The 24,713-nt window shown below is 40.9% G+C and carries 42 protein-coding genes; 6 read left to right on the top strand and 36 right to left on the bottom strand.

The genetic code is table 11. The annotated features are described in order from the left end of the window. Positions 1-95 precede the first annotated feature (95 nt). The 24 genes from FKG96_RS10085 to FKG96_RS09970 all read right to left on the bottom strand — a co-directional run bounded on the left by FKG96_RS10085 (position 96) and on the right by FKG96_RS09970 (position 12,566). The gene (locus FKG96_RS10085) at positions 96-446 is read right to left on the bottom strand and encodes a hypothetical protein (protein ID WP_149105457.1); all 351 of its coding nucleotides are present in this window, start codon (positions 444-446) and stop codon (positions 96-98) included. Between the two features lie 4 nt (positions 447-450). Continuing rightward, a complete protein-coding gene (locus tag FKG96_RS10080; protein WP_246860265.1) occupies positions 451-885 on the bottom strand; it encodes a phage tail tube protein in 435 nt (144 codons plus the stop codon). An 85-nt stretch (positions 886-970) separates the two neighbouring features. Continuing rightward, on the bottom strand, positions 971-1,429 hold the full coding sequence (locus FKG96_RS10075; protein ID WP_149105455.1) for a hypothetical protein: 459 nt from the start codon (positions 1,427-1,429) through the stop codon (positions 971-973). A gap of 2 nt (positions 1,430-1,431) precedes the next feature. Then, the gene (locus tag FKG96_RS10070) at positions 1,432-1,932 is read right to left on the bottom strand and encodes an HK97 gp10 family phage protein (protein ID WP_149105454.1); all 501 of its coding nucleotides are present in this window, start codon (positions 1,930-1,932) and stop codon (positions 1,432-1,434) included. 4 nt (positions 1,933-1,936) lie between these two features. Next, the gene (locus tag FKG96_RS10065) at positions 1,937-3,787 is read right to left on the bottom strand and encodes an SGNH/GDSL hydrolase family protein (protein WP_149105453.1); all 1,851 of its coding nucleotides are present in this window, start codon (positions 3,785-3,787) and stop codon (positions 1,937-1,939) included. A 3-nt stretch (positions 3,788-3,790) separates the two neighbouring features. Beyond that, positions 3,791-4,255, bottom strand: a complete 465-nt coding sequence (locus tag FKG96_RS10060) for a phage tail tube protein (RefSeq protein ID WP_149105452.1) — start codon at positions 4,253-4,255, stop codon at positions 3,791-3,793. Between the two features lie 2 nt (positions 4,256-4,257). Next, positions 4,258-4,602 (bottom strand): hypothetical protein, encoded by a 345-nt coding sequence (locus tag FKG96_RS10055; protein ID WP_149105451.1) that lies wholly within the window; start codon positions 4,600-4,602, stop codon positions 4,258-4,260. Then, positions 4,593-5,045 (bottom strand): head-tail connector protein, encoded by a 453-nt coding sequence (locus tag FKG96_RS10050; RefSeq protein ID WP_168204552.1) that lies wholly within the window; start codon positions 5,043-5,045, stop codon positions 4,593-4,595. The genes FKG96_RS10055 and FKG96_RS10050 overlap by 10 nt, the downstream gene beginning before the upstream one ends. 150 nt (positions 5,046-5,195) lie before the next feature. Continuing rightward, positions 5,196-5,417 carry a hypothetical protein gene (locus tag FKG96_RS10045; RefSeq protein WP_149105449.1) on the bottom strand — a complete coding sequence of 74 codons (222 nt, stop codon included), beginning with the start codon at positions 5,415-5,417 and terminating at the stop codon, positions 5,196-5,198. A gap of 72 nt (positions 5,418-5,489) precedes the next feature. Continuing rightward, the gene (locus tag FKG96_RS10040) at positions 5,490-6,722 is read right to left on the bottom strand and encodes a phage major capsid protein (RefSeq protein WP_149105448.1); all 1,233 of its coding nucleotides are present in this window, start codon (positions 6,720-6,722) and stop codon (positions 5,490-5,492) included. A gap of 26 nt (positions 6,723-6,748) precedes the next feature. Further along, positions 6,749-7,408 carry an HK97 family phage prohead protease gene (locus tag FKG96_RS10035; RefSeq protein WP_149105447.1) on the bottom strand — a complete coding sequence of 220 codons (660 nt, stop codon included), beginning with the start codon at positions 7,406-7,408 and terminating at the stop codon, positions 6,749-6,751. Between the two features lie 197 nt (positions 7,409-7,605). Then, on the bottom strand, positions 7,606-7,797 hold the full coding sequence (locus tag FKG96_RS10030) for a hypothetical protein (protein WP_149105446.1): 192 nt from the start codon (positions 7,795-7,797) through the stop codon (positions 7,606-7,608). 398 nt (positions 7,798-8,195) lie between these two features. Beyond that, on the bottom strand, positions 8,196-8,393 hold the full coding sequence (locus FKG96_RS10025; protein WP_149105445.1) for a hypothetical protein: 198 nt from the start codon (positions 8,391-8,393) through the stop codon (positions 8,196-8,198). A gap of 89 nt (positions 8,394-8,482) precedes the next feature. Next, on the bottom strand, positions 8,483-8,782 hold the full coding sequence (locus tag FKG96_RS10020; protein WP_149105444.1) for a hypothetical protein: 300 nt from the start codon (positions 8,780-8,782) through the stop codon (positions 8,483-8,485). Positions 8,783-8,786: 4 nt separating this feature from the next. Continuing rightward, positions 8,787-9,164 (bottom strand): hypothetical protein, encoded by a 378-nt coding sequence (locus FKG96_RS10015; RefSeq protein WP_149105443.1) that lies wholly within the window; start codon positions 9,162-9,164, stop codon positions 8,787-8,789. Further along, complete coding sequence (locus FKG96_RS10010; protein ID WP_149105442.1) at positions 9,161-9,496, bottom strand: hypothetical protein; 336 nt, start codon at positions 9,494-9,496, stop codon at positions 9,161-9,163. Before FKG96_RS10010 ends, FKG96_RS10015 begins: the two co-directional genes overlap by 4 nt. After that, on the bottom strand, positions 9,493-9,696 hold the full coding sequence (locus FKG96_RS10005; RefSeq protein WP_149105441.1) for a hypothetical protein: 204 nt from the start codon (positions 9,694-9,696) through the stop codon (positions 9,493-9,495). Before FKG96_RS10005 ends, FKG96_RS10010 begins: the two co-directional genes overlap by 4 nt. Further along, a complete protein-coding gene (locus FKG96_RS10000) occupies positions 9,674-10,087 on the bottom strand; it encodes an HNH endonuclease (RefSeq protein ID WP_149105440.1) in 414 nt (137 codons plus the stop codon). Before FKG96_RS10000 ends, FKG96_RS10005 begins: the two co-directional genes overlap by 23 nt. Next, positions 10,084-10,401, bottom strand: a complete 318-nt coding sequence (locus tag FKG96_RS09995; protein ID WP_149105439.1) for a hypothetical protein — start codon at positions 10,399-10,401, stop codon at positions 10,084-10,086. Before FKG96_RS09995 ends, FKG96_RS10000 begins: the two co-directional genes overlap by 4 nt. A gap of 297 nt (positions 10,402-10,698) precedes the next feature. Further along, complete coding sequence (locus FKG96_RS09990) at positions 10,699-11,052, bottom strand: hypothetical protein (protein WP_149105438.1); 354 nt, start codon at positions 11,050-11,052, stop codon at positions 10,699-10,701. Further along, positions 11,045-11,293 (bottom strand): hypothetical protein, encoded by a 249-nt coding sequence (locus tag FKG96_RS09985; protein ID WP_149105437.1) that lies wholly within the window; start codon positions 11,291-11,293, stop codon positions 11,045-11,047. Before FKG96_RS09985 ends, FKG96_RS09990 begins: the two co-directional genes overlap by 8 nt. A gap of 13 nt (positions 11,294-11,306) precedes the next feature. Continuing rightward, complete coding sequence (locus FKG96_RS09980) at positions 11,307-11,702, bottom strand: YopX family protein (RefSeq protein WP_149105436.1); 396 nt, start codon at positions 11,700-11,702, stop codon at positions 11,307-11,309. Then, positions 11,680-12,096: a hypothetical protein gene (locus FKG96_RS09975; protein WP_149105435.1), complete on the bottom strand. Its 417-nt coding sequence runs from the start codon at positions 12,094-12,096 to the stop codon at positions 11,680-11,682. The genes FKG96_RS09980 and FKG96_RS09975 overlap by 23 nt, the downstream gene beginning before the upstream one ends. Before the next feature lie 227 nt (positions 12,097-12,323). After that, entirely contained in the window at positions 12,324-12,566 is a 243-nt protein-coding gene (locus tag FKG96_RS09970) for a hypothetical protein (RefSeq protein WP_149105434.1), read from the bottom strand. A 292-nt stretch (positions 12,567-12,858) separates the two neighbouring features. On the opposite strand from FKG96_RS09970, the gene FKG96_RS26735 reads away from it, so the two are divergent. Continuing rightward, positions 12,859-13,026, top strand: coding sequence for a hypothetical protein (locus tag FKG96_RS26735; RefSeq protein ID WP_168204551.1), 168 nt, complete (start codon positions 12,859-12,861; stop codon positions 13,024-13,026). Between the two features lie 80 nt (positions 13,027-13,106). Here the strand turns inward: FKG96_RS26735 and FKG96_RS09965 are convergent, their stop codons facing one another. From FKG96_RS09965 to FKG96_RS09920, 10 genes are all read right to left on the bottom strand, one after another. Next, positions 13,107-13,922 carry a phage minor head protein gene (locus tag FKG96_RS09965; protein WP_149105433.1) on the bottom strand — a complete coding sequence of 272 codons (816 nt, stop codon included), beginning with the start codon at positions 13,920-13,922 and terminating at the stop codon, positions 13,107-13,109. Next, the gene (locus tag FKG96_RS09960; RefSeq protein ID WP_149105432.1) at positions 13,922-15,316 is read right to left on the bottom strand and encodes a phage portal protein; all 1,395 of its coding nucleotides are present in this window, start codon (positions 15,314-15,316) and stop codon (positions 13,922-13,924) included. Before FKG96_RS09960 ends, FKG96_RS09965 begins: the two co-directional genes overlap by 1 nt. A gap of 46 nt (positions 15,317-15,362) precedes the next feature. Beyond that, positions 15,363-16,658: a phage terminase large subunit gene (locus FKG96_RS09955; protein WP_149105431.1), complete on the bottom strand. Its 1,296-nt coding sequence runs from the start codon at positions 16,656-16,658 to the stop codon at positions 15,363-15,365. Continuing rightward, positions 16,633-17,070 (bottom strand): terminase small subunit protein, encoded by a 438-nt coding sequence (locus FKG96_RS09950; protein ID WP_149105430.1) that lies wholly within the window; start codon positions 17,068-17,070, stop codon positions 16,633-16,635. Before FKG96_RS09950 ends, FKG96_RS09955 begins: the two co-directional genes overlap by 26 nt. 41 nt (positions 17,071-17,111) lie before the next feature. Beyond that, a complete protein-coding gene (locus tag FKG96_RS09945) occupies positions 17,112-17,420 on the bottom strand; it encodes a hypothetical protein (protein ID WP_149105429.1) in 309 nt (102 codons plus the stop codon). Next, positions 17,417-18,274: a DUF6371 domain-containing protein gene (locus FKG96_RS09940; protein WP_149105428.1), complete on the bottom strand. Its 858-nt coding sequence runs from the start codon at positions 18,272-18,274 to the stop codon at positions 17,417-17,419. Before FKG96_RS09940 ends, FKG96_RS09945 begins: the two co-directional genes overlap by 4 nt. Positions 18,275-18,553: 279 nt before the next feature. Then, positions 18,554-19,588 carry an AAA family ATPase gene (locus FKG96_RS09935; RefSeq protein ID WP_149105427.1) on the bottom strand — a complete coding sequence of 345 codons (1,035 nt, stop codon included), beginning with the start codon at positions 19,586-19,588 and terminating at the stop codon, positions 18,554-18,556. A gap of 195 nt (positions 19,589-19,783) precedes the next feature. Further along, positions 19,784-20,248 (bottom strand): hypothetical protein, encoded by a 465-nt coding sequence (locus FKG96_RS09930; protein WP_149105426.1) that lies wholly within the window; start codon positions 20,246-20,248, stop codon positions 19,784-19,786. A gap of 63 nt (positions 20,249-20,311) precedes the next feature. Next, the gene (locus FKG96_RS09925; protein WP_149105425.1) at positions 20,312-20,524 is read right to left on the bottom strand and encodes a hypothetical protein; all 213 of its coding nucleotides are present in this window, start codon (positions 20,522-20,524) and stop codon (positions 20,312-20,314) included. Between the two features lie 86 nt (positions 20,525-20,610). Further along, entirely contained in the window at positions 20,611-21,363 is a 753-nt protein-coding gene (locus tag FKG96_RS09920) for an SOS response-associated peptidase (RefSeq protein WP_168204550.1), read from the bottom strand. 40 nt (positions 21,364-21,403) lie between these two features. On the opposite strand from FKG96_RS09920, the gene FKG96_RS09915 reads away from it, so the two are divergent. Then, positions 21,404-21,652, top strand: a complete 249-nt coding sequence (locus FKG96_RS09915; protein ID WP_168204549.1) for a hypothetical protein — start codon at positions 21,404-21,406, stop codon at positions 21,650-21,652. Between the two features lie 17 nt (positions 21,653-21,669). Here the strand turns inward: FKG96_RS09915 and FKG96_RS09910 are convergent, their stop codons facing one another. Further along, the gene (locus FKG96_RS09910; RefSeq protein WP_149105422.1) at positions 21,670-21,894 is read right to left on the bottom strand and encodes a hypothetical protein; all 225 of its coding nucleotides are present in this window, start codon (positions 21,892-21,894) and stop codon (positions 21,670-21,672) included. Positions 21,895-21,918: 24 nt separating this feature from the next. Between FKG96_RS09910 and FKG96_RS09905 the strand changes: the two genes are divergently transcribed. After that, positions 21,919-22,251 carry a hypothetical protein gene (locus FKG96_RS09905; RefSeq protein WP_149105421.1) on the top strand — a complete coding sequence of 111 codons (333 nt, stop codon included), beginning with the start codon at positions 21,919-21,921 and terminating at the stop codon, positions 22,249-22,251. A gap of 22 nt (positions 22,252-22,273) precedes the next feature. Here FKG96_RS09905 and FKG96_RS27215 read toward each other — a convergent pair whose 3' ends face one another. Next, on the bottom strand, positions 22,274-22,486 hold the full coding sequence (locus tag FKG96_RS27215) for a hypothetical protein (RefSeq protein WP_149105420.1): 213 nt from the start codon (positions 22,484-22,486) through the stop codon (positions 22,274-22,276). A 132-nt stretch (positions 22,487-22,618) separates the two neighbouring features. Here FKG96_RS27215 and FKG96_RS09895 point away from each other — a divergent pair, with 132 nt between their 5' ends. From FKG96_RS09895 to FKG96_RS09885, 3 genes are all read left to right on the top strand, one after another. Further along, positions 22,619-23,488 (top strand): DNA-processing protein DprA, encoded by an 870-nt coding sequence (locus tag FKG96_RS09895; RefSeq protein WP_149105419.1) that lies wholly within the window; start codon positions 22,619-22,621, stop codon positions 23,486-23,488. A 2-nt stretch (positions 23,489-23,490) separates the two neighbouring features. Then, on the top strand, positions 23,491-24,156 hold the full coding sequence (locus FKG96_RS09890; RefSeq protein WP_149105418.1) for a hypothetical protein: 666 nt from the start codon (positions 23,491-23,493) through the stop codon (positions 24,154-24,156). Positions 24,157-24,352: 196 nt separating this feature from the next. Continuing rightward, positions 24,353-24,574, top strand: coding sequence for a hypothetical protein (locus tag FKG96_RS09885; RefSeq protein WP_149105417.1), 222 nt, complete (start codon positions 24,353-24,355; stop codon positions 24,572-24,574). Positions 24,575-24,713: the final 139 nt, after the last annotated feature.

Here is a 24,713-nt window from a genome sequence, read left to right as displayed (position 1 = left end):
GTGCTTCAATATGAAGCCTCGCCACGTCATCGAGAAAAACTCATGCTCAGACATTCCAAGTATTCCGGTCGCAACGCCTATAACATCATCCCAACTTAGCGCTTCTTTTTTTTTTGCTCTTTCTCAGGCGATGAAACAACTTTAGCTAGGAACCACTTTTCCCACTCATCATAAAGTGTTTTAATTTCACTGTCCTCGGCATCGGCAAAGTACTCCGCAATCTGATCTGACGACATTGATACCTCAGTGCCAGTCTGCTCAGCCCATCCTACCAATCCCGATTCTATAATGGCTTTTATGATATGCGGAATAGCCATGCCCTCCAATGCTTCGGCTGCATTTCCTGCGTCTGTGCCGAACTTTTCCGACATATAGAAGCGTGAATAATTGTTGAAACGGAGAGTGTGCTGCTCCCCGTTATAGTTTATCTTGACTGTCCCTAGCATATTTTTATGGTATAACCGGAGGTACGATTGAATAAATTCCAGATCCGTTTATTGTACCTGAAAATGGTGCAAATCCATCCTGTGGCGCGCTTTCTTCGGTCGTGCTTAACCAGCCTTCGCCTGACCTGTAATAAGTCTGGTCAGCATTGTAAGCCCTCCATTCAAGCGTCTCTTGCGCTAGCTCCCACTCGGCAAGTTGTTGGTAAGAAGCCTGAGCAGCAGTAGGATCAACGTCCATATCTCCTTCGAATGTAACCGTGTATGAAACTGTGTTAGGTCTTGATACCACATGAACGCCTGAACATCTGTTTGATGTTGTAAGTTCTCCAGTGGTCTTGTTCAACGTGTATTCTCTTAGGCAAGTCAGTGTAAGCCAAGTTGTTGAGCCTTTTGGGCGTAAGTCTAGGATTATATCCTGACCTCTGATTTCTGTAGCCATAATTAATAGCGTCCTCCCGACGTGTGATTAATAGTGTAAAAATAATAGTTAAAATCTTTTATTCCAAATATTCTATAACGAATAATTATCGCATCGAAATATCGTGAGCGAACGTTAATATCTTACGGTATATATATCGATATCCTGCTCCAGACTCCAATACATCAGTTAACGTATTGCTACTTTGCAGTTCTGTATCTCCGACAATGATACCGTTACCTAGTGTTATCCAGTTAGAACTATCCTTGCTTAGTATTAGTGGATATATTTGATTCGCTATCTGCTCCCCCTGTGATCTGCCTCCTGTACTTCCTACAGGAAAGGCTGTCACTATCTCCATCGTAGTAGTTATCCTGCGCATGAAGCTGTTTCTGTTCTCAGGTATTGGCACGTCTGATTGGTCAGCAATGACAATGTAAGGATAAGTATCAGAATCACGAGCAAACATGTCCCGTATAGGGACTATAATACCGTTGTAGGTGATTCCATTCAGCCTGTTAATATAGGCCACGCGTAATAGATATTGTATGTCAACGAATCCCATGATTATCCTCCCAATGTTTTCTTAAGTTCTCCGACAAAGTCAATACCCACTTTATTATAGGCAGGTATCAGGAATGGCCTAGCTGTTATACCGAACCTGGCAATATTCATTGCGATCGGGAGCGCTGCCTCATCAGGCAAGCCATGCCGTTTTACCCACTCTTTTATGTTTTCCAGTAACACGTCAAAGTTGCCGCCTTTAGACCCTCTAAATTGGTTGGCGTATTCTTCAAGGCCTGCCGGTATACTGACCTTGCTTTTAGTTCCAAATTCGATATACGGCCCGTATTCCTTGTCTACTATTATCCGGAAGGAAAATCCGTCATTCGTCATCTCCTTGTATATACTTTGCCTTAAACCGCCCATGTCAACAGGGCAGTTTTTAATAGCCTCAAATTCAACATCCTCAGCGTTTTCGAACACTAGTCGTTTAGTTTCCCTCGTAACGTTATGCTGAAAGAACTTGAAGGCTGATAGTACCGATTTTAGTCCTTTTAGTGGCATGTAATTAAAAGTTGTTCAGAAAAGGTATTAACACATCTGCCATTCTTTTATACCCTGAAAGAGTCGGGTGTAGGTAATAGGGAATGTCTTCCTTGTCCCCTATGAATACTGGTCTGTTAATACTGTTGATTCCTACTGTATGATACCAGTCGCAAACTGGTAAATTATAAAGTTCACCGACACTTTTTATAGCATTAACATAATCCACTGAAAGAACCGGCTCACCTTTATATGGTCCAGGGACATCGACTGTTCCACTTTCATTATAATAACCTATTATAGGAGTCATCAGATATATTCTAATGTTAGGATTCTGATTTAATATGTATTCAACTGAATCTTGCAAAGCTCCTAGGAATGTGGTCACTGTAAATGTGCCACCTATTGGCTGTAACGTCCCGATAGGCACGGCCTTTCTGTGGTCATTTGCGCCGCTAGTTATGGTTGCAGCCTGAACATTTGCATAGTTAGCGTATCCTCTTATAATAGTTCTGATACCTGGCATGTCGTAACCACTAGCCCCCTGATTGTCGACATTACACCTTAACAGATTTCGCATGTATGAAACGTATCCAACAGCTATTTTCGGATTTTCAACATTAGAGGTATTATATACTCTGCCATCATACCATGTAATCGAATCTCCAAAAGAAACGAACGTTTTTCCCGCCCATTTAGATTCAGGTATAACCATAGCGCCGGCTATTTTACTTGTGACATTGGACAACATCACGTTTTGCTCACTGAAATTATCGGTCTCAGAAGGTTCTTTGACAGTAAAAGAAACAAAAGCCGCGTCTGAAGGAGCCGTAAAAAAGTATGGGTATATGCCAATATTTTTATTGTATCCAACTATAACTTGACCATTATCATTGTAGATAGCGATGTTCTTTGCAGTGTATAGTATCGGATTTCTAAGACCATACAACACATATTTGACGTTAGGCCTGATCGGAGCATAAACAACCGTTTTGTATCCGGACGCTCCTGGTATAATCGCGCCCGAAGTTTGTAAAGCGGTGTTGTCCTGCAAATACTCAGATAAATTTACAACAGATGTAGGATCGCTTAAAGTAATAATCTTATTTCTAGACACTTCGTCTATTATTTTGTAACCATTAACAGATACTACTTCAGGATCATTAGTAATGGATGGTTTATACAGTATTGCGTTTGTTATGCTGTCACTATCAGTTTCAGAAGGTTCTTTGGCCGTGAAAGACAAGAACCTTGCATTGGCATGAGAAGTGAATACGTGTGGATATGATGTTATCGGCCCCGCAGTTCCTGCTATAATATTTTTGTTTGTATCTAGCTGTACGTATGACTTACTACTTGCGGCAATGGGATTTTTGATGCCATATATAGTATAACGGGTACTGCCCTGAATAGGCACTTCGACAAACGATGCGTACCCGTTTCCGGGTACTACAACACCTTGTGTTGTTATTGCTTTATTATTTTGAAGATAAGGAGCAATATCTACGGAACCCAATAATTCTAAATCAGACCGATTTAAATAGCTGCTCAAATCAGCATTTAACTCCAAATCAGCATCAGCAGCCCACGAAGTACCATCGTAAACTGCAATAACGACATGGTTAGGTTCTACTACAATATTACCTGAAGATTGAGTATAAGTACCCTCCTGCAATATCATAGCTTTACCCGCTGTTATACCTTCTCCGGTAGGCAAAGCTGATCCTGGTGCTACGGCAGGTACGAAACTTCCTGCAACCAATCCTAGATTTTTAATTAACTCTAATATAGACGCAATGATCGCGTCATACTCCGTGTTAAGGAACTTATCCCCAATTTCCTTTGTTTGCGGAATGTTATCTATAGGATACGCCATCTCTTATATGGTAAATTGATTAAACACATATTCATTGAAAAACTGGCCTTCGTCATACTCTATGTAGTATTCTCCCGTGCCTATAATTGTTCCGCTGAACGTTGCAAATCCGTCCTGCGGTGCTGTTTCTTCACTTGTTGATATATATCCGTTCCCACTACGGAAATATTTGTAATCGGGGCTGTATGCCCTCCACTGTAATAGCGTCTGATTCTTCTCAACTCTAGCTATCCAGTTGTATGCTGCCTGCTCCATAGCGGGATCGATGTCAATATCTCCCTCAAAAGGAACAGTGTAGCTTATTGCGCCAAGTCCTACCTTGGTAAAGTTTCCAGTACACCTACTAGTGGTCTGAAATGTAGCCGTGACCCTGTTCATCGTGTATGTGCGGAGACACACAAGGGTCAGCCATGTTTCAGATCCTTTTTCACGTACCTCAAGAATAATGTCTCTACCAAGTATTTCCATCTCTAACCTTTGTACTGCGCAATGAACGTTAGTCTGCCTCTTCGTTTAGAGTCGGTAGGCATTCCGACTATCTGCATCACCCTGCCGTTCAAGTCCTCTAATTCATAAGTTTTTTTAGGGAAAAATCCAGATCGTGCCCGTATATCAACCTCATAAGCCGTACCGTATTCCAGTTGGTGAACCTGTAGCCTTAAATCGCTTCTAACAGGCTTGATGGTAGCATAGGTTTCAAGAACCAAGACCCTTTGGTTCGGAAGTTCGCCCCCTGCGCCATCGTCAATGGTTGTGTATTCGAAGAATTTAATCTTTCGAGCTGCCTTATCTCCGCCTGGGTTGCCTATAGCCATAAGTTCCTTGAAATTCTGTCTAAATACATTTTCGCTACCGGCGGTATGTCGTTCGGATCATAGGTCTTGTCACCTCTGTTGTCGAACGCTTGGTGTACCATCTCTTTAATTGCTGTTTTAGCTTCTTCCGGTACTTCTTCCAGTTCATATCCCGTATCATACGTGTACTCTGTGTTTGCGGTTATTGTTCCTGTTGGCGTCACGCTATCTTCGTCTACAGGACCATATGGCAATTCAGGCTGATCACCGATAGACTTCCACGATACTGAAAGCTTCTTAGGTTTCAATGACAGGTTACAGTACTTCTCCGCAACGCTTCGCATGGTTTTGATCAGACCATTCAATACGTCATCCCAATCATCGAAATCAACCTCCATGTACTTCTTAACCTCAGCCAACGAAACTGGCTCAGACGATACGTCCTCTATCACCTTGACCGTCATTCCATATGTTCTATGATTGCAATACATTACTTAGTCTTGTAATCGTTCTTTAATTCTTTTTTGTTCCGGTTCGCAAGCCATTCCTTGAAGTTGGCCGTAGTCTTTTGGCAGTTGCAAACCTGCATTAGATGGTCGTTATACTCTTCGAACTCACTTGCAGTCACCTCCACTATTCTTCCGATTTCCAGCCCCTTTAGAGGCTTTACTACCCTTGCTTTTACCATTGCTTTCGGATTTTTTGGTTTCTTCTAGGCTTGAAGCCTGATTGGTTCTCCTTAGATACTCCGCCCTCATAGGAGGCACATCTATTATATCGCCGGGTTTATATACCTGTTCATTATACCTGAAGGATTTTATTGCTTTTACTTTCATGATTCCTGTTTTTAAAGGAAGGGTGAGCATAAATGCCCACCCAACACCAACACATGGACAAACAAGTATTTTTTATGGTGTTACAGGTGCAAGTGTACCTTTAACCAATGCGTTGTTATTGAAAATCGCCAATGTGGCGCGCTCTTCAATACGGAACATCAATTTGTTACGTTTCGCTAAAGCAGCGTCCTCAAACATCCTCAATTCTGGTTGCATCCTGCGAACAAACATTAACGCTGAACGGTCGAACGTCAAGAAGTTACCGGTACCGATCTGGGTTGTTTTAACTCCTGTGATACCTCCTATCTGCAACTGGCCGTTAGCAAAAGCAACAGATCCTGCCGGCAGATCGTATTCGCCGCTTCCTTCTGCTTTATTCAATCCAATAGCAACGCTATCACGAGGCGTAAGAATAGTATGAGTAGGGCTATAAAAGTCTTCTGTGTCTTCCACTATTTGCCCCCAGCCGGCATCAATGATACGGTCAACAGCGGCGGTGTAAGTTCCGTCGTATTCTGTTGCTGCTGCCAGCATACCAGTAACAGGATTGGTATCAGAAGATCCATTTAAAACAAACGCATTCTCTGCTGTCTTCAATGAGATAAGCATTTTGTTTTGGATGTAACTTGTAAGCCAAGCGATATCATCCAACATCTCACGGTCTACGATAACATGCCCCGCAATCCACTTGAAAAAAGCTGTTTGGCTCGTCAGATCGAAGTCCATTTGAGGCTTGTCTACATTAGAAGCTGGAGACCATAACCCTGCACTGCCTTCCCCGCCGTTCTCTTTCGGGTATATGATACTATTCCCGGTAGAAGCTCCTTGCGGTAATATGTCGGCTAACCAAACACGATCATATGGGTTTACAATCAAACCCGAACGCACATCCTGAATGAACGGAGTAGCATTAGGGAAGTTTGCAGTTATAGACATATCTCCTACCGCTTTCATCTCAAAACGAATATCCTGACCTGATTTGTACCCCTTGATCGCGTCCGCGTTTTCTTCAATTGTGTCAGCCAAATTCTCGTTAAACGATTTCTCCTTTTGCTCTTTCTTAAACTCAGGTGAATTAACCTTAGCCGACAACTTATCAGCCTGAGTCTGCAAACCTTTGATTTTTTCCTCAAGTTCTGATTTGGCTTTCTCCAAGTCTTCAGTAGAGGCCTTCTTGCCCATATCGTCTAACAACGACTTAGCTTTTTCCAATGCATCGGCGGCTTGAGTAGCCGCGCCTTCTGCTTTTTCTTTGATAGCTTTGGAAGCATTTTCGATTACTTCCTGTATTTCTTTAATTTCCATAGCAATAACGCTTCCCAGCGTGATTTTTAGTTAAATGATTTGTTGATTATCTCAATTAGCTCACTCTTGCTTATCGGCTCGTCTACCTTTGAAGTGCTTAGCGGCTTCAACGCGTCTCCGAGTGATTTATACTTAGCTTCAATGAGCACAAATGTTTCGTCTGTGAATGTACCGTTGTGTAAAGCTTTCTCTAGGTTTGTAAAAGCCTCTAGAATGTCGGTATAGTCCTTATATCCTGTTACAGGAGTATTAGGATTCGCTCCAAGGAATTGAAGCGCAGAACCCTCTAAAAGCATCAATTCGTGAAGGTGGTTGCCATCCGATTTACGTTGCTCCTTAATTGTTCTGTAGCCGATAGAGTGCTCGGTAATTATTCCGCTCTCGACCATCTTAATGAAGTCAACACCATTGGCATGCGTACCGATTCTAGCCTCGTAATAAAGACCTTGTGAGTCTTCCTCAAGCTTTTCGAACACACCTATTGCATGCTTCTTATCGTGGTCTAATAAGTACTTGATTTGTTTTGAGCCGGAAGGCCCACGTTCTCGGATGGTTTTGTTGAATGCTCCCTTCACAATGATGTCTCCATCACTGTCTTTACTACCAAAATGTGATAGGTAGCCGGAAACGAACCTTGAGTTAACATCAGCCTCTTTGAATGAGGCTGATAATCCTTTGTATAACATAATAAATAAACTTAGGTGCCATCACGGCAGCATTAGTGTTTATTTGGGTCGGGTGATGCCCCGTCAATAAGCTAAAAATATGACAAACCCTTATTCTGATGTAAAAGTAAAAAGGAAAATCGAATATTCCAAATATTCTATATGGAATAGTTTAATGTAATTGAAAGCGGTTGAAAGCTCTTGAAAGCGATCGGGTGTTATTTTTCTTTAATATCGGGTATGACACACCAATGAGTAACGGTATCAATCATAGGTAACGGATTATAAAATGTTATGCCGGATATCGAGTAGTACCCAGCTTCGTAAAATGGGGCTTTTGCATCTATATCTGTCATCAGCACCAGTTGATTTGGGGTAGGTATTTGGTCGTTTATGCTTATCCAGTTCATAACCAAATATATTAAATTTGGATGTTAATATTCTGTTTGTTAAATTTACACCATTATTATATGTACTCATCGTGAGAAAGATAAGATTAGGGATGAACGAGTACCAGGTATTCTTCTCCGCGTTAGAAAACGCATTTAAGTCAAAACAAAGATCTCTAGACTTCACTGATTTGATTAAAATAGGCGACATAAGCCCATTCATGGCAAATTTGACTGTGTTTATGTTAGCCGATTGCTGTATTGACGATGTTGTTAGCGTTAAAAAGATTAAAGGAACATATGTAGCCTACCTAAAGTACGACTAACATACCATCACACTTTCCAACTCACTAGCCTTTCACTTCCAACTCCTGCCCTGTAAGCGCGAAGTATAGTTTTCTTGTGGTTGTATCATTCCGCTAAATTTTGACCTCTAAATAATCTCTAAAGTTACCTATTAACAATGTCTTACTCTTCGAATAAACTTCATATGTTACGGTCACATCTAAAGTGATTAAGTTGATAGACACTTTGTCTACTTCAAATTCGGGATAACGTAAGGCAAAGAATTGCATTCTTAGCATGTCTGTACCGCAACATTCAACGAAATGCTTCATAAGATTATCCCTATTTTGTCTGATCTGACAGATAGCGTTTACTTTCACTTTACGCTCCAATGGCGTTAGGTTTTTATTGGTTTTCATATCTAAAAATTAGTAATAAACTCCTTTCTTGCCAAAGTTTGTCGGTGCCTTTTCTCTCTTTTAAATTTATTCTTTCTCACCAAACCACGGTATCCAATATCCCACATGAATTTTTGAAAAGCCGATATAGGGCCACCAAAGCCTGCATATGGGAAGTATCCTTCTCGCGAGTAATTAGCTTCCATCTCTTTATTATCGATCCACACAACTTGCTTTTTAAGCATGACCCGTCCACAAAACGTAACATTTGATAATTTAAACGTATACTGCTTTCTAAGACTCTTTAATAGTTTTGCTTTCATAACTCTAAAACTTAGGCACCTCCGATATGAGGAAGTGGGTGAAACTATTAATCGCACGACTAAGATAGTATACCGAATTGTTAACAATGATAACCGGTTTTTTATCCTCCTCTCCGTCTCTTATATATCTTCCAAATTCATAACAACAACTATATTTAGGTATAATCCAAACAGATGTGTCATCTTTCAACTCAAACAGCTCAACTATCGGTTGTGGTCTAGGAGTAACATCCATTCTTTCCAACTCCTTCAATATATCCTTTAGCTCTCTTATCCTGACTTCAAGCGTCCGTATCGTCTCAGGGTGTGGATGCTCTTGGCCGTTAACTTTCTCCAAGTTATGCTCCGCCACTTCCAAGCGGTGTTCTATTAGTTGTTTCATATCCATTTCAATTTAAATGTATCTCTTCTATCGATATCTGGGTGGTTTTGCGTGTAACCCATTCTTAGCATAGCATCAATGCAGCTCTCGTCCACATTCACAAATGGATCTGCTTTATTGTGCCCACAGCATGAACCGTATGTTACTATTCCGTTAGCCCAGAGATATTTTATCTCATCGAATATACACGGATCAATGCTTACCGTATCTGATAACCCTTCTACTAATCTTGCCTCCCTATACTCACTCATGTGATCGGGAATTTGAACCGTTATGGTCTGAGCATAATTTTCCTCTGAGCCAAAATCAATGTTTACGCAATTACATTTCATTCCGCTACGTTTTTTGTCGTTAAAACTGTTTTAAGGGCGTCAACGTCAAGATCAGATATTTTCTCAGCGCAAGCCTCTTTTTGAGCTTCACACATGGCGATGGCGTATTCCTTCATGGCTTTTAGAATAGCTACTCGTTCATATCCATAAGAAAATAAATGTCTGGATATTATTTCTTCAATTTTTTCTTCCTTGTTCATAACTTTCAAAATAAAATTTAACTTCTATGCCTGTTTCTTCAACTAGCCCAAACTTACTGGCCATTCTGTATTGCACGCTGTACCGATTGAGGCTTTGGACATATTGGGCGATAGAAGATCTGAATTGCTCAACGGTCATTTGGTGCTTATTCGTATTACAAGATGGACAGGCGGGAACTAAGTTTTCAATACAGTCACGTTCGGGATGTTCCATGTAGTCCTCATATATCTTAGACCGATCATTGATACAACTTGCTACCCATCTTTGACTTCTCCTTATTGGCTCCTTATGATCAGCATGCCAGTTTTTTTGAAGATTACAGCCGCAATAAGCACACTTACCGCCGTATTTAAGCCTGATCTGTTCGCGTTGAGGTTTGGTTGGTTTCATTCGTAAATCCCTCCAAATTGTTCAATAAAAGGTGCCTCTTTAAGTTTTCCCTCCTCATCTATATGAAGTGGCCTATCGCTATCCAATCCATAAATACCACTCGCATAAGAAATATGCGCATATGTAACCTTAGCCCCATATTCATAGACTGTCTTATATCCGAAGAATTCACATATTCTTTTGGCTTGCCCATGTATATCGGACTTCTTCATGTCTTTATGGAAGAAACCTACCTTCCGTAGTTCGTGAAATGGGATATGCTCCTCCAAAAAGCGCTTTAGGAGTTGATCTTCTTTATTTAATTGTACTTTCATTTTAGAAGTTCTTAAAATTTATCTATCATTGCTCGGTTAACATTTAGTTAAGCAGATCGTAAATAGAAATTGTGTCGGGTAGGGTCCGATCATCGAAGAACCCTATGTTAAGGCATGGATTTTAACCAATTAATGGGAGTAGCTCTCCTATTGAAAGTTGAGATCGAGTTTTCGATCAAGAAATGGTTTCGTCTGAAAATAAAAGTAAGATAGAACTTTTCAAAAAGGTGGGTAAGGTATCTTCCCACCTTTTTTACTTTTGAGTTATCAAACATTTTTCGTCTATTCTCATTTCCTTTACTTTTCTAAGTCAACGGTTAAATTCTCGATGCTATCCTGAAAACCGAATCTGTTATTTTCGAATTTTAACACCATTTTATAACCAATTTTTATAAGCCTTTCATATTCGTAGAAAGGATAAAAACATAAGAATATTCCGGTCGTTTGTGGGTCTTCTTTGAGCCTGAATCTAACGTAAAGGAAAGCGGCACCTGCTTCATAGTCTTCTCCTCTGAACCGTGTCCTAACCGTTTCGTAAGCTTCTACATTATCAATGCCGACTCGTTTGAATTCATCGTTCACCCACTTGGTAAACACCTTACCAGTAATCCTGCCTTTAGGACTTGGCGTTGGTTCCGAATTGTTACGCATTTGTACTCCCTTTCAATTCAATAACGTTATCGCATCCGTGACAACGTATCTTGTTTTCGTGATGCATTTTAAATAGTGGGTAACCGCACTTTTCACAGGATACCTTTTGCCTGAACTTTTTAATGGCTTTTTCAAGTCTATTTCTGACCGGTATCATTTCATCGTTGAAATCGTCGCTGTCACTGGTTCCAATACAGCCGTCAATCAACGCAGCTAATGTTTCAGCGGTATCTATATCCATTCTTAGCGTTATATCACTCATCCGAACCTCCTTTCAAAAATTCAGGATTGTCGTGGATGTTGTCTATTATTTTAAAGTCAGGAGAGAATGAAAGCAGAATTGTATTATTCTTTCCCATATCTGTCAAAGTGAAATTTGACCAACGGTACTCTACAAATCGTTTGCTTTCTCCATGAAGACCTATATCCCCCTCATAAATATCCTTCCCGTTCTTATCTTTCAATCCTGTGAACTGGCCGACTGTTTCACTGTCTATTCGAACATATTTACCTTCATCCTCAACGTCATTTGTATCTACCCATATGTAGTAAAACTCACCACCCCTTCTATTATCGTTTACACGTTTGAGGTCGCCATATACCCACTCGCCGCTATAGGTCTTACCCCTAAATTTTATTTCCCTTTTCACCTTGACCTCCTTTCAGTGCTTCTTTGGCTATTTTATAAATATCCCAATACTCTTTACCTCGTTCCTCTAGATCTAACTTTACAAGCTCCAAAGCTTCTTTGTATTGTGCGTTCTCAATTATTAGTTGACCAGACTGCCTATCTGTATCCATTTCGAGGTATGCCATATTTTCAATAGTTTTTTCTAATGAAATATTTACGGCTTTCAACCTATCATTCTCCGCCCTCAACTTCTCTAGCTCTTCGCGGAGGGGAGCGGTGTATTCTTCACAGTCTATAAATCCATCCTTATAACCACACTTATATACTGTTTTTTCATGTCCATCAAATAGTTCAGCCCTCTCATCAATTTTTTGCCTGTAATTATTATTTAATGATGATTTTTCTTGGTTCATGGTTAAAATTTTAATTTAAATATTTCCATTCAATTGCCTGACTTTTATTAGACCCAAAAGCTAGGTATATGGTATTTGACCATTGAACGTAATACCCTCTTGTTATACTGCCATCTTCTAGCTTAACTAGTAAGGACGTAAATTGATTAGGCTGTTGGTCTAAAAAACTAATAAACTTATTATTATCCATCTTTCTTTTACTTACCCACCCTTGCGGTGGAGGTTTGTTACTTGTTTAATGCTTCGATTAATCTGTCAGCCTCGCCTACAGCCATTCTACTAACTTTTTCATCACTCCAGTCTACATACTCAGGATTAGCGCACAGACCCTGCAAAGCCATAGCAGCGAAGTATTCGCGTTTGGTTAACCCTGCTTGAAGCTCAACTCCATCATAAAACCTATCTGAAAGTTCTTCTGTTGATAAAGGGTAAGTTAAATCGCTCCCTTTTGTTCCTTTGAAATTTTCCATAATCTTACTTTTAAAAACCACCTGCCTAATGGTCGACAGGTGGCCATTTTTGAGTTGTTTAATCCCCGTTAAGGGAGATTTTTACAATACAAAAGTGAAAACGTAGGCCATTCCCCATATAAACAAAGCCGCAAAGACTAACGTGGCTAATGATTTCATTACCTCAGAAAGCGCTTTTTCACCAGCCCATGCGTTTTCACTTTTGGGTTTCAGTTTAACGATGGATATTATAAGAAATCCTCCTATTACATGACCTCGTGTTAACTGTACTGGAATTTCATATAACTTAACTATGTCAAGTATTATGTGTGCGTTCAATAAAGTGATTGGCACTACAGCTATAAGTGCCAATAATAATGCAGATGGTGACGTGTCTTTTTTCATATTAACTAAAAAACCCATGTCCGAGGTTCAGGCCGCTACTCCATCCCCTCAAACATGGGTTACTAATTTCTTTTAGTGCGGTAGCGGACGCAATTGATTTACAATACAAAGGAAAGCACTATTTTCGATTATTCCAAATATTCCATATAGAATATTTTATATTTTTAATCCGAAGTCTCTAATAGCCTTTCGTTCGCTCATATAGAACACCCTGCACCTACAGTTGCACACGTTTCTTGCACCGCCTTTAGGGTCTCCTGGCTTATCCATCAGCTGACCTCCTACTGTGAACTCATCCGTTTCAAGAATAGGCTGCGAATCGATCATTGCCCTATGAGCATCCCGTGTCCGGCTATCTCTTGTAGCTATCCACGCCTTGTAAAGTGTTACTCCTGCATCAGCAGCCCATTGTTTAGCCCCTGTTTTGTGCCCCTCGTTTGCTGCTGTAGTGCTTTCGGTTCTCGCTATGAGCACAGATCGGTTACGGGTGAATGATGACTCCTGTAGCTCTTGCCTTATTCGCCTTCCAATCTCTTCGCCACCCTGCGTTCTGTTGCGCTGTATGACCTCAACGATACGCCTTCTGGTTGTCTCGGTAATATCAGTTATACGTTGGCCTAGCTCTGACAATACGAACTCGTCCGCCAGTTCTCGCCATATGTTCCTGAATGTTTCCCATATGCCTGCTTTCAATCCCTGTTCCTCTCGTCTGAGTCGCAACATCTCCTGCCCTGCGGCACTGGAGTATATGTAACGGTAAGATTGCCTCATAGCGGCTCTAATTGGATCGGGTGTTACAACAATAGGCGCCATCATCTCAAGCGTCTCCCACCCGTACTTATCCATGTAGGCGATCGCCTCCTGCGCCTGAGCCTTTAGAGCACGATTGAATATAGGAGCAACCCTACGTTCATATGTGCGCTGTCTGCTTTGGTAATCAAGCCATAGTCGATATGTGGAGATACGGGGCATTAGTTACCTTCCTCCCGTGTATAATCCCCCTCATCCTCAATCGGTCCATCCATTGCCATATCATCAAGGAACATCTTACCGGTTCCTATGATATGCCTGTTCATGTTAGGATCAGGATCTTCATCCCATCCTATGGCCCACCTGAATTCATTACCTGTTACCTGCCATGTATCTGCGAACACTTCCTTCATAAGCTTAAGGTCAGGTTGAAGTTCCGGGTACACCGATGTATCGAACTCCAATACGTCTACACCGTCATATCGAGGACATAGCCAGTTGGTAAGCTTCATGGCAAGCTCATTGAGGTCAGGAACCACAACGTTGGTAACAAGAGCCTTGTATGCCTGTTCCTGATTGTTGTAGCTGCTTCTAGACTTATCACCCAACAATATAGGGTCAACCCCGAATAACGCGCACATAGCGCTTCTATCTGCTCCATATGATTCGATCATCTGAAGATCAGCAGGGGTATCTCCTATCGGAGTAGCCTTAAGCGATCCGTTGGTAGCTATCGTTGCCCTATTGTTGTGAGGCATCATCCATTCTTCAACCTTAGCCTGTATTGCGCTCAGAACCTCAGTAGGAAGTTTGCCTTCACCGTCCTTGCTGAGCAATGTTACACGGCCTCCGTTCTGGAAACCTCGTGTCTGTAGTTCGATGTTTGAGTTGTTACGGGTCAGGGTCTTGCGACCAGGTCTTAACGGTGACAGACCTCGAAGGTGCGATCCGTTCATATCCCATTGAGGGTTCCATGACTTCCAGTGAAGCACATCATCTTTGTCAAGCTGAACCTGATAATCGCCTACACTGAACTTATATCCTGCAATAGGGTCGTTTACGTCTCCTGACCATACGATCTCTACAAGGTGAGACGGCAGCACGTGTAGCTCTGAATACTTGCCGGCATTCGGGCTATCATAGCCTATACGAAGTCCCCATATGAAAGCCTCACCCAACAGCTTGCGGAATCCGAACAGTGCCTCTATGAACTCAACTCCTGACTGGTAACTGTTGGGCTTATCCAGTAGATCCAATAACTCGTGGTTTTCGACCTCGTCAAGAGCTTTGCGCTTCTCTATATTAGCGGTAGCCTGAGCCTGATCCGTGCCATATCCCTTGTACTGAGTGTACTTTATGTACCGTTTTCCGTTCTTTATCCTGTTGGCAACTATCGGAGCGACTTTTGCCTTACGAAGGATTACGTTTATAACTGAGTATATGATCTCATTGTCGATATACCCTTCCTCTACTATTCTGCTTCTGTTACCGAACAGCCATTGGACCTGCCCGTTCTGCAAATAGCCTAAGAAGGCTTGATTTACTAAATTGACACCCTTTCTGATTGTGTCTGAGGCCAGCCATAAAGCGGCCTTCGTTCTGAATTTCTCTAACATCTCGTCAGTGAATAATGGCCCTTCGGCCTGTTAAATATAGCTTTTGCTACAGGACAACTATTTCCTCGTAGCCTATTTCAAAATACATTCTCATCATAAGAGCGTCGGAAAGGTCCGGTGATCTACCTATAAGCTCTTTTACCTTATCTTTAGGTATAATAGCCTTCTTTCCGTCCTTATCCATATCCTTTTGCTTCACCTGCTCAAGCTCTTCTACTAGCTGCTCTTTAATTGTAGGATCGTCGGTATTAACGAAAATACTGTTGCTGTTAACCAAGTCAGCAAGCTTAAAGTAGCACTGTGATTTTAAATTAGCGAAGTTTTCCCCCTCTAAGGCAGTTGAATTGTTTACAAACCCTTCACATCCTAACTGATCTACAACGCCTCCTCCGACTCCATCCTCATCGCAAATAACATTTGACATAGGAACACCGTACATTTTGCGCATACCATTGATCATCTCTGCAACATCTGTTGTCTTTTTCTTCTTAAGCTGTACAATACGCTCCGCTCTTAGGCCTTTCCAAAACACTATTGTACTGCTATCGCTTCCGAAACGGGCAATATCGGCGGTGATATACTTATCTCCTTCCGGCACAAAGTCATTTGTGAAAATATCATTGATTTTATCGATCGTCATCAATGCTGATGGGTCGTCGTCGTATTCCCAGTTTCCGTGTAGCAGACGTTCTTTACTGTTCTTATCAAGAGATAAGAGGTTGTCTTTATAATGCTTTGATATGAAAGGGTTGTCTGATAGCAATGATTGTACGAACTGCTTATTGGCAGCTATATTGCCATCCCTTGATGGTTTATAGAAGTTAGAGTATACCCAATTCTTTGCCGGGTTGCACGTCCCCAATATCTTTGGTATTAAGCCGTACTCGTCAAGACGGTAACGTATACGAGACTTAAGAATGTTCCATGCTTTCTCAGTTACCTGATTGCACTCGTCAACGAACGCGAATGTTATCTCCAATGAACCAAGTTCGTCGAAATTAGGATCGGACGGATAGCTGTACAGGTCCTTCAGTAATATTTCGCTCCCTGTAATGAAGCTGATAACGTTGGTTTGGGCATTGTATTTGTAATGGTGACCATTTATCAAGCCCTGTTGACTCATAGCCCAAAAGAAGCTATTCAATGTAGTTTCGCGTAACGTCTTAAGTACGGCACGACCTATAACACCTCTAACTCCAGGGTACTTCATGCACATCTTAGCTGACCAATAGCACCCCAAAACAGACTTAGCTCCTCCGGCACCTCCGCCGAAGACAAGCTCGTTAGTTACATCATCTTCAAGATAATCTAACGCCTTAGTCTGTTTTTTCGTTAGCTTCATAGGTTTTCTGTTCGTTCCAAGTAAAAGTAACGTCTGCCTTCTGGTCGACTTCAAGCTTATCTCCATACTTCTTAGGCATTAACTTAGACAGCATCCACTTCCTGGTGTCAACTCTCAGCCTAGACCGTTGAATAGCTTCACCATCCACGTACATCTTACCGTCGTCGCCAATGTTAACGTCAGCGTTACGCTCGTCGGCTATCTCGATTATTTCCTCAAACATTTGCTCGGCATAAATCTCCCTCGCGCGCGCGTAGCGTACATTTTTATCTTCCTGTTTCAACATATCGTAGAAAACAGTCTGACTCAATGGAGGATTGCCGTAACGCAAAATATTTCTAAGAGCCTCACCCTGCTCAATTCGTTGGCATATCTCTTCGAACTTCTGATTTTTTTCCTCTTCGGTGTACATACAACGACAACTATTTTATTCCAAAAATACTATATAGAATATTAATCCACAAATTTTTTTCCTTTAGTCATAAACTCTTCACCTCCCCTCAACGTGATTAGTTCAGACCTAACAAGTACAATGGCTTCATTTAAGCCGATATTAGACACTTTTATTTCCCTACCGTACAAAACCATTACCGTAGTGCTATTATTGTCCTGTGTTAGGAATTTAGGGGTAATTCCGACCATTTCAACCGACACTGTATCTCCCGACACTAATTGTACGGTTATCATCTCATAATTTTGCCATTCATCTTTGGCGCATCCGATCACTCCTAGAGCAAACAGGATAAGTAGTAGTGTTTTCATCGCAATAAAAAATCTGCTAAGTCAAGACCTTTACCTCTATCGTCATCGGTTGCTATTTTTTCAATATGGTCTGAGACATTGAACGAGAATTCTCTTGCTTTTATCTTCCATTCATCGTACGCACCCAAATCAGGGAACAATGTTACGTTTCTGTTTCGTAATGCAGACAATTTAGACGCGCTCAGCCCGGTTTTTGAGCCGCATGCTAACCAGACATACTCTGGGATAAAATGAGAGGCTATAACGGCTGTTTTTTCACTTTCCACAATCGCAACCGGTTTCCTTGGATCAATAGCAAGCAGATGTTCTCCGTATAAACATTGCTTTAAGTTGAATTCCGAATATTTATCCTTGCATTTATGAAACCATGTGCAAGGGAACGCCTTATCCCTATGACCGTTGTTATCGTACTTGATCATCTTTCCCGATCTTATCTTACCTTTAACGTCGTATTGCCAAAATACAACCCAATCTCTATTGGAAATCGTCAGTCTGTCTATTCCGAACCTGTACGTCTCGACCATTCTTATGACACCTGCCTCTCCGATCTTTTGGACCAGGTGTTGGCATAACGGGTTAAGATAGTAGTCCTGCAATGTTTCGTCTACATCTGCTCTGTCAATATATGAAGGTGGCGGCTCCGCATTCCTGACAGGTGGAACGAAAACATAGTCATCTTTGTCAGTAGGATATTTCAAGTATCCGCAGTTAACCTCACGATCACACCTTCCGAAGGTTTCATCAGTTATATAGTTACCCTCAACATCCTTGTATCGAACGAAAGTTTTCTTATCACATGAAGGGCATATAAACTTCTTACTTGACCTGTCCAATTCGTACTTAAATTTTTTCATAAACTGTAAAAAAAATAGCGACCATTAAGAACGTGGTATGGGTTATCCCTTATATATAGGGATAACCCCATCCCATACCACGTTTTAATAACATGGTTTTTGTTACGTGGTATGGGCGTACCACGTTTACTCGTACCACGTTTAATTAGCATTAAAAGGCGATTTTTAGTATTTTTTATATAACGTGGTATGGCATACTCAATCTGCCCATACCACGTAACGTGGTACGACTTGACCCATACCACGTTCTTTATACATTCAAAGCGGTTTTTGAACCGTTTATTGTTTTGGTATATACATAGATTTTTTGCCATCTTTCCCGATTTTCAATACTATTTCTTGTTGCAGATAATGCTGTATAAATACCTTGCTTTTTCCAACTCCGATAGGCATATCATAAAGCTCACAGGCTACAATAATGGCGTTCTGCAACTCCCCGTAACTTAAACTTTCTGAACCTTTGAACGCTTGGGATATTATCTCTTTGTGAACCGATAGTTCGTAATCGGAAGGGTTTATTTGTCTGCTCCTGTTATCTCCGGCCTTCGTTGTTATTTTTCCTGAAAACCCGTCTACAATCTGTGGAATACCTCTGTCATCCCGATCGAAAGCGAACGATTGAAAAGGTTCTGATCGGGTGTATTCCGGACTGCACACAATAAGTCGTTTGTCTTCCTCAAGTTCAACTTTCATTACTGTTTCAGACTTATTTATCATTTCGGTGCCTAAATGTCCTCGCGCCGAGTCATTACCCTTGTTCAGGTGCAGGATGCTAAGTATGTGACAATTAAATTCCTCGGCCCATCTCATAAGGTCTCCCAACATGAGAGTCGCCTCTTCAGGGCTGTTTATATCGAAAACGAGATCACGTATCCCGTCAATGATAACAATATCAGGTTTATACTCTTCAATAAGAACCTGGATCATCTCTACCCTCTTGTTAGGGTTATGTATCTTTAGATCGTAAAACTTAAGATTCTCAGATGTAGTCATTCCGGCCATCAAAAGTATCCAATGTTGTGTACGGCTGGCATAATACTGCCCCTGCTCGGTGTCAACCCACAACACCTTAAGGTTTGATATGGATCTCGAGGCAAGCCATGATGTTACTGTTGTTTTACCCGACTTGGCTTTGCCGACCAACGTACTTATAGACTTCTTTGTAAAAACAGGTATTCCGTTAAGTTCCAGGATACTTTCAGGTTTAGGGATATCAACACCCTGCGGAATTAGAGCTTCGTCAATAAGGTCCGAAAGCGATTTGGACTCCTTGGCCGACGAGGCAATGTTGTTTATTAGGTGTTTGACTTCCATGCTGTTATATTTTTTTCACGGTTCATAGACAAAAAATCCTACGCGGGTATTTTCATTAAAAAATCCTTTAAAGCCTTTTCCTTGTCCTCGGAAAGGTTTCTGTCTCCACTTAGGCACATCGACAACATAGAGCCTGAAACGCCTATTTTCTTGGCAAGAAATCCAATTTTAAAACCTGACTCCCTGACCATTTTTTTAAGAGAACTGTTCATTGTACCACCTATAAAATGATTCAAAATCCTTAGCTATGTAGTAAATCCCGCCTGAACGCTCAACCGATTCCTGATACTGACGTTGGGCCTCTGATTGTACGTCCTTACCAAACTTCACCTCTATTTTAACAGACCTTCCTTTTATCGTTGCCGAAATGTCCGCGCTGCCCTTCGTTCCCGTTCCCTTCTGCCATTCAACCGAACCGATAGTACGTGTGAAACCAAGGACGTCCTTAAATTTCTTTCGCTTATCGACGACACGGCCCATGGTATTGATCCGTTCTGCCTGCCCACCGTTAAGCTGAATGAACTTGATTATGGACTTAGTCAGTTCGTTTGCCGAGCTGTCTTTAAATTTGGTTGCTATAATGTAGTTCGGTGGCATTGAAGGAGCCTTACGTATCCTGTCTTGCCGTTCCATCTCTGAAAGTATCTGTAATGCGGTCATATCGCTATGTTAGGATTACATCACAAAGGTAACACAATTATTCCATTTATTCCATATGGAATATTAATTATTGTTGTGGTATATGGTAGTTTTACCGGTATGTTCGTCTACCTCCGAATCTAGAATATCGCTTACGTGGCAATATCCACGGCCTGTACTGTCCAATATTCGTCTTGCGTCGGATTCGGAGATTGCTTTGATGTATGGCCCCTCATAGGTCAATAGCTCTCCTGTACGCGGACATACCGCGTATATAAGTGTTGTATAAATTTTCATTGTAAAGATTAATTTGACTGGTAACAAAACACCCCAACCATTAAGATCGGGGTGTTGCGTATCGATTATGAAACGAGTGATACTGGTTAGAACAGCGATCCGTTATCCTTAAGACCTTCACCGTGCACCCATCTTTTTCCTATGGGCTTCTGAATATCCGCGTAGTTGGTATCTATGTTGCGCATGGCCGTTATCCTGACCACCTGATGTGCGTTCAATTCACCTTCCCAAGGTTTAATCAGTTCCTCTACTTCTCCGCGCTCCCTGGTGTTAAACCACTGATCGAAGTCTTTCGGTTCAAGAATGAGAGGCATGCGCTTTTTCTCGTTATGGATAACCTCAAACTGCGGGTTGGCTTTGGTGGTTATTACACTAAACGTATTCTTTATTTCACCGGTGTCCTGATCCGTCCATGGAGAGTAAACAATACCAATAGGTATCATCCCTCCTTCTTTATAACAGAAATAGTTCTCTGTCTCTTTAACCCCTGGCACCTTGTGAGGTTCGTAGAAACCCTTGACCCATAATATGCCGCGTCTCTTCGGGATGGAACTGCGGTAACTGGCCTTTTCGAAAATAGTCTCACCCTCCGCGTTCAACGTGTTGGCGTATTTCTTCGCTTCTGCTTCCGTTTTAACCCAATGGGGTATAAGTTTCCATTGAGATAGTTTTATGCTGTCCTGAGCCTCAGATAGCACCGTAGGAAGGAAAGGTCTTGCGAATCCGTCTGCATTGAAGCGTTCCTCGAACTCGTTATCTATGTGGTAGTCTTTGATAAGAAGCTCCTTAAGGTATCTACGGAGTTCTGCAGAATTGGGTGTAGCGGTATTATAGCACATAACCAGTAAACATTTTATGCTAATATAGTGTTTTCCGGATATGATTAAATACCTTACACCGGATATTGTTAAGCTCATGTATGATAAGGGGGTTACTTTTCTTTATGCGCCAGGGCAGTTCTCAGAAGATGACCCCATGTGGGTTCCTATGATCGTACCTCTTGAAGAGTTTTATTGGGTAGACGTCTATGGCGATTCGATTCTTACAATAACCGAAGCATTGAAGCTCCCGTTTGAGACATTCCTCAATCATAAAATAATCATTCCGAACAATTGGGATATGCACTAATTTACCGTTGATGTGCCCTAGAAATCGGGGTTATCAATCTCCCGTATACCTCCGTGCTTTTTAAGCTCTTTCATACCCTCATCTAACGGATATCCCCTCATGAGGCCGTCTTTCGTATGATATTCGAATACTGTGTACACGTTTCCTATCCTATCCCCTAAGAGTCTTCTCAGTTCGGCTTTCAACGTTTCATTCATTTTGTCGGAAATTTCCTTTAGCTGTTTCAAAGTAGTCAAGTCCATAATGCAAGTTTTATTTGCAAACATATGGAATTGTTATTTAGTTTTGCTAAAAATATTGGCAATATGTTTCAGGCGAAGGGCGAGATTAAATTCGAATATTTAGGCACGGAAAAGAAAGTCAAGTATATTTTCTGGAACCTAGCCGGGACTCCTGTGTTCGTATTTGACGATAAGCTCGGACGATCACACCAGTTTCAAAAGGTATTCGGTAAGTGGGAAGCCAGATGTAATGTTCAACCTGACTGGCGACCCGACTTCGTCGAAGTATTGTGTGAAGCATTTGAACTGGAATTTCAGGTTATTTACGCTAGGCACAGAAATGTACTTTATGGAATTAATGGGGTAAATGACCGATAACAATATTTATCGGCTTATTGGTCTATTTTATCTTACCTTGAGTAATATCATTATAAAGCTCGAGCAGATGCCAGTAATCAGGGCACTTTTCGTATGGTCCCTTGAAAATTGAAATACACATAAACGCATTGTCCAGGAAGCGTTTTGAGTTTATGATCTTTGCATGTGGCTTCCAATCAATTTCGAATGGTGGCGGATTCTTGTCAAAATAATCTTTTAGCTCTTGAGGTGTCATGGGAACTAAGAATTTATTTCACAATAATAGTATATTTGAGTATATTTGAGTATACTTGAGTATACTCTTGTTAAAAAGTAATCGTTATATTACTTTTGAAAACTCCTTAGAAAAACTTAGAATAGACGTCATATGACAGGCATAGTTAATCCGATTGAAGAGATTGCAGCTTATGAAACCTTATGGGAAAGTGATAAAGCCTCTTTTAAGAAGATAGCCGAAATTTTCAGGAATTCCCCAGGAAGTAAACCTACTGATTTACTAAATGAAAGTCAGTACAAAAAGAATCTTCAAAAAGTTAAAGATACAATTAGCAAATTAAGGGAAGTTAACCGGTATAGGCCTAATATCCTTATTAATGGCTCTATTAACTACCCTTCAAAACTGAGGAATGCTAAGGAGCCGGTGGAGCTTTTATATTATACCGGTAATCTCGATCTTATTTATAGTAGGTCTGTAGCTATAGTTGGCACAAGGAATCCAACTCCAGAAGGTGTCAAACGAACTGAAAAAATAGCGAAACTATTAGTTCAAAACGGTTTTACAGTAGTGTCGGGTCTAGCTAAGGGGGTTGATACTGCTGCGCATACTTCAGCAATTATTAACGGCGGCGAAACAATCGCTGTTATCGGAACCCCATTGAATCAGGTTTACCCAAAGGAAAATAATAAATTACAGGAATACATTGCAAAAAGACATTTACTTATCAGTCAGGTTCCTTTTATTAAATATGAAAGTCAGGACTACAGGTCCAATAGACTGTTCTTTCCAGAACGAAATAAAACTATGTCGGCTATAACAGAAGCTACAATAATAGTAGAGGCAAGTGATACGTCGGGGACCTTAATACAGGCTAGAGCTGCTCTACAACAAGGCAGGAAGCTATTTATATTAAACAGTTGTTTTGAAAATAAAAGCATTTCGTGGCCATCGTACTACGAAAAAAGAGGCGCAATAAGGGTTGTAGATTTTAGCGATATAGTTAACAATCTTAACATCTGATCATGCTGATTGGTAGAATTGACGAGCTTACCGAAGGAGATCACCATTATATTACTAAAGACAGTAATTGTTATTATTTTTTAGAATACCCATCTGGAAAGGGTGAACAGCATTACAATAATCCAAACTATTCCTACATTCATAATTTTAAGAAAAGTATGGATAGGCAAGGTACTCCTCAATGGAGATATAAGATTGACGCCATAGACAAGACAATTTCCTTGTTCAACGAATTCATTTCCACGGGAGACATTATTAACAAATATACGTTTATACCCATACCTCCATCCAAAATTAGGACTGATCCAATGTATGACCCTAGAATGTCGCAAGTTTTAGAAGGTATAAAATCTCTTCATTATAATTTTGATTTCAGGGAAATTTTGACATGCAAGGAGAATAAACAACCGTCCCACGAATCGAACTCACGCCCTACGATACAGGAGCTTTTCGACAACTATACTGTCAATATAGATTTACTGAGAAATGCAAGAAAATTTATTGTTTTAGTGGACGACGTGCTCACAACCGGTGCTCATTATTGTGCGGCAAGAGACGCTTTGTTATCATATAGAAAAGATCTAGACATTAGAGGAATGTTTATAGCTAGAAGAGTGTTGCCAAATCCAATATTCGATTATTTTGATGATACGAAACTTCCTTTTTAAATAGATACGAGTAATCATAAGTCATTTGATGTTTAGGTAAGATATTCTAGGTGTCTTATCGTCACAACATTCCATCACTTTTTCTGATTAGCTTTGTATTAATCAGCAATGGGGCTGATTATGAACCTAACAATATATGTCATACGATCAGTCGGATTTGTATCAAAAGTATCAAAATCCTTTCAACCCTAGTTACATGAAACGTAACGTCGAGCTGCATGGAACTCCTGGCGCAACAGTTGGAGACCATGTTGTCTTTGACAAGAATTTCTATAATATTAGTAACGGTATAAAGGTGTTCGAAAACTTAGAGTCTTTTAAGGAGTTCCTTTGCCGATATTATGAGTTTGAAAAAGTCAGCGGCCACGAGGATTTTGGAGGAAATTTTTTGGTTTACAAAATAACCAAAGTCATATGATTTACAGTAAACCCCTCGTCACTTTGGGAGATCGGAGGGGCAGTCAACCTAAACTTATTGGTGCTAAGATATTAAATTCCTGCCATTTGTGCCAACTCCCCCGCAAACGCTATTATCAAAGCCATAACAGCGCATAGGA

Source organism: Olivibacter sp. LS-1 (assembly GCF_008245145.1).
GTDB classification, from domain to species: domain Bacteria; phylum Bacteroidota; class Bacteroidia; order Sphingobacteriales; family Sphingobacteriaceae; genus Olivibacter; species Olivibacter oleidegradans.
This window is presented reverse-complemented; position numbering and strand designations above follow the sequence as displayed.

Excerpts from the sequence above, each read along its gene's own strand:
- FKG96_RS10085 (WP_149105457.1), bottom strand. The coding sequence starts at position 446 with ATGCTAGGGACAGTCAAGATAAACTATAACGGGGAGCAGCACACTCTC.
- FKG96_RS10080 (WP_246860265.1), bottom strand. The coding sequence starts at position 885 with ATGGCTACAGAAATCAGAGGTCAGGATATAATCCTAGACTTACGCCCA.
- FKG96_RS10075 (WP_149105455.1), bottom strand. The coding sequence starts at position 1,429 with ATGGGATTCGTTGACATACAATATCTATTACGCGTGGCCTATATTAAC.
- FKG96_RS10070 (WP_149105454.1), bottom strand. The coding sequence starts at position 1,932 with ATGCCACTAAAAGGACTAAAATCGGTACTATCAGCCTTCAAGTTCTTT.
- FKG96_RS10065 (WP_149105453.1), bottom strand. The coding sequence starts at position 3,787 with ATGGCGTATCCTATAGATAACATTCCGCAAACAAAGGAAATTGGGGAT.
- FKG96_RS10060 (WP_149105452.1), bottom strand. The coding sequence starts at position 4,255 with ATGGAAATACTTGGTAGAGACATTATTCTTGAGGTACGTGAAAAAGGA.
- FKG96_RS10055 (WP_149105451.1), bottom strand. The coding sequence starts at position 4,602 with ATGGCTATAGGCAACCCAGGCGGAGATAAGGCAGCTCGAAAGATTAAA.
- FKG96_RS10050 (WP_168204552.1), bottom strand. The coding sequence starts at position 5,045 with ATGACGGTCAAGGTGATAGAGGACGTATCGTCTGAGCCAGTTTCGTTG.
- FKG96_RS10045 (WP_149105449.1), bottom strand. The coding sequence starts at position 5,417 with ATGAAAGTAAAAGCAATAAAATCCTTCAGGTATAATGAACAGGTATAT.
- FKG96_RS10040 (WP_149105448.1), bottom strand. The coding sequence starts at position 6,722 with ATGGAAATTAAAGAAATACAGGAAGTAATCGAAAATGCTTCCAAAGCT.
- FKG96_RS10035 (WP_149105447.1), bottom strand. The coding sequence starts at position 7,408 with ATGTTATACAAAGGATTATCAGCCTCATTCAAAGAGGCTGATGTTAAC.
- FKG96_RS10030 (WP_149105446.1), bottom strand. The coding sequence starts at position 7,797 with ATGAACTGGATAAGCATAAACGACCAAATACCTACCCCAAATCAACTG.
- FKG96_RS10025 (WP_149105445.1), bottom strand. The coding sequence starts at position 8,393 with ATGAAGCATTTCGTTGAATGTTGCGGTACAGACATGCTAAGAATGCAA.
- FKG96_RS10020 (WP_149105444.1), bottom strand. The coding sequence starts at position 8,782 with ATGAAAGCAAAACTATTAAAGAGTCTTAGAAAGCAGTATACGTTTAAA.
- FKG96_RS10015 (WP_149105443.1), bottom strand. The coding sequence starts at position 9,164 with ATGAAACAACTAATAGAACACCGCTTGGAAGTGGCGGAGCATAACTTG.
- FKG96_RS10010 (WP_149105442.1), bottom strand. The coding sequence starts at position 9,496 with ATGAAATGTAATTGCGTAAACATTGATTTTGGCTCAGAGGAAAATTAT.
- FKG96_RS10005 (WP_149105441.1), bottom strand. The coding sequence starts at position 9,696 with ATGAACAAGGAAGAAAAAATTGAAGAAATAATATCCAGACATTTATTT.
- FKG96_RS10000 (WP_149105440.1), bottom strand. The coding sequence starts at position 10,087 with ATGAAACCAACCAAACCTCAACGCGAACAGATCAGGCTTAAATACGGC.
- FKG96_RS09995 (WP_149105439.1), bottom strand. The coding sequence starts at position 10,401 with ATGAAAGTACAATTAAATAAAGAAGATCAACTCCTAAAGCGCTTTTTG.
- FKG96_RS09990 (WP_149105438.1), bottom strand. The coding sequence starts at position 11,052 with ATGCGTAACAATTCGGAACCAACGCCAAGTCCTAAAGGCAGGATTACT.
- FKG96_RS09985 (WP_149105437.1), bottom strand. The coding sequence starts at position 11,293 with ATGGATATAGATACCGCTGAAACATTAGCTGCGTTGATTGACGGCTGT.
- FKG96_RS09975 (WP_149105435.1), bottom strand. The coding sequence starts at position 12,096 with ATGAACCAAGAAAAATCATCATTAAATAATAATTACAGGCAAAAAATT.
- FKG96_RS09970 (WP_149105434.1), bottom strand. The coding sequence starts at position 12,566 with ATGGAAAATTTCAAAGGAACAAAAGGGAGCGATTTAACTTACCCTTTA.
- FKG96_RS26735 (WP_168204551.1), top strand. The coding sequence starts at position 12,859 with ATGTCAAGTATTATGTGTGCGTTCAATAAAGTGATTGGCACTACAGCT.
- FKG96_RS09965 (WP_149105433.1), bottom strand. The coding sequence starts at position 13,922 with ATGCCCCGTATCTCCACATATCGACTATGGCTTGATTACCAAAGCAGA.
- FKG96_RS09960 (WP_149105432.1), bottom strand. The coding sequence starts at position 15,316 with ATGTTAGAGAAATTCAGAACGAAGGCCGCTTTATGGCTGGCCTCAGAC.
- FKG96_RS09955 (WP_149105431.1), bottom strand. The coding sequence starts at position 16,658 with ATGAAGCTAACGAAAAAACAGACTAAGGCGTTAGATTATCTTGAAGAT.
- FKG96_RS09950 (WP_149105430.1), bottom strand. The coding sequence starts at position 17,070 with ATGTACACCGAAGAGGAAAAAAATCAGAAGTTCGAAGAGATATGCCAA.
- FKG96_RS09945 (WP_149105429.1), bottom strand. The coding sequence starts at position 17,420 with ATGAAAACACTACTACTTATCCTGTTTGCTCTAGGAGTGATCGGATGC.
- FKG96_RS09940 (WP_149105428.1), bottom strand. The coding sequence starts at position 18,274 with ATGAAAAAATTTAAGTACGAATTGGACAGGTCAAGTAAGAAGTTTATA.
- FKG96_RS09935 (WP_149105427.1), bottom strand. The coding sequence starts at position 19,588 with ATGGAAGTCAAACACCTAATAAACAACATTGCCTCGTCGGCCAAGGAG.
- FKG96_RS09930 (WP_149105426.1), bottom strand. The coding sequence starts at position 20,248 with ATGACCGCATTACAGATACTTTCAGAGATGGAACGGCAAGACAGGATA.
- FKG96_RS09925 (WP_149105425.1), bottom strand. The coding sequence starts at position 20,524 with ATGAAAATTTATACAACACTTATATACGCGGTATGTCCGCGTACAGGA.
- FKG96_RS09920 (WP_168204550.1), bottom strand. The coding sequence starts at position 21,363 with ATGTGCTATAATACCGCTACACCCAATTCTGCAGAACTCCGTAGATAC.
- FKG96_RS09915 (WP_168204549.1), top strand. The coding sequence starts at position 21,404 with ATGATTAAATACCTTACACCGGATATTGTTAAGCTCATGTATGATAAG.
- FKG96_RS09910 (WP_149105422.1), bottom strand. The coding sequence starts at position 21,894 with ATGGACTTGACTACTTTGAAACAGCTAAAGGAAATTTCCGACAAAATG.
- FKG96_RS09905 (WP_149105421.1), top strand. The coding sequence starts at position 21,919 with ATGGAATTGTTATTTAGTTTTGCTAAAAATATTGGCAATATGTTTCAG.
- FKG96_RS27215 (WP_149105420.1), bottom strand. The coding sequence starts at position 22,486 with ATGACACCTCAAGAGCTAAAAGATTATTTTGACAAGAATCCGCCACCA.
- FKG96_RS09895 (WP_149105419.1), top strand. The coding sequence starts at position 22,619 with ATGACAGGCATAGTTAATCCGATTGAAGAGATTGCAGCTTATGAAACC.
- FKG96_RS09890 (WP_149105418.1), top strand. The coding sequence starts at position 23,491 with ATGCTGATTGGTAGAATTGACGAGCTTACCGAAGGAGATCACCATTAT.
- FKG96_RS09885 (WP_149105417.1), top strand. The coding sequence starts at position 24,353 with ATGAAACGTAACGTCGAGCTGCATGGAACTCCTGGCGCAACAGTTGGA.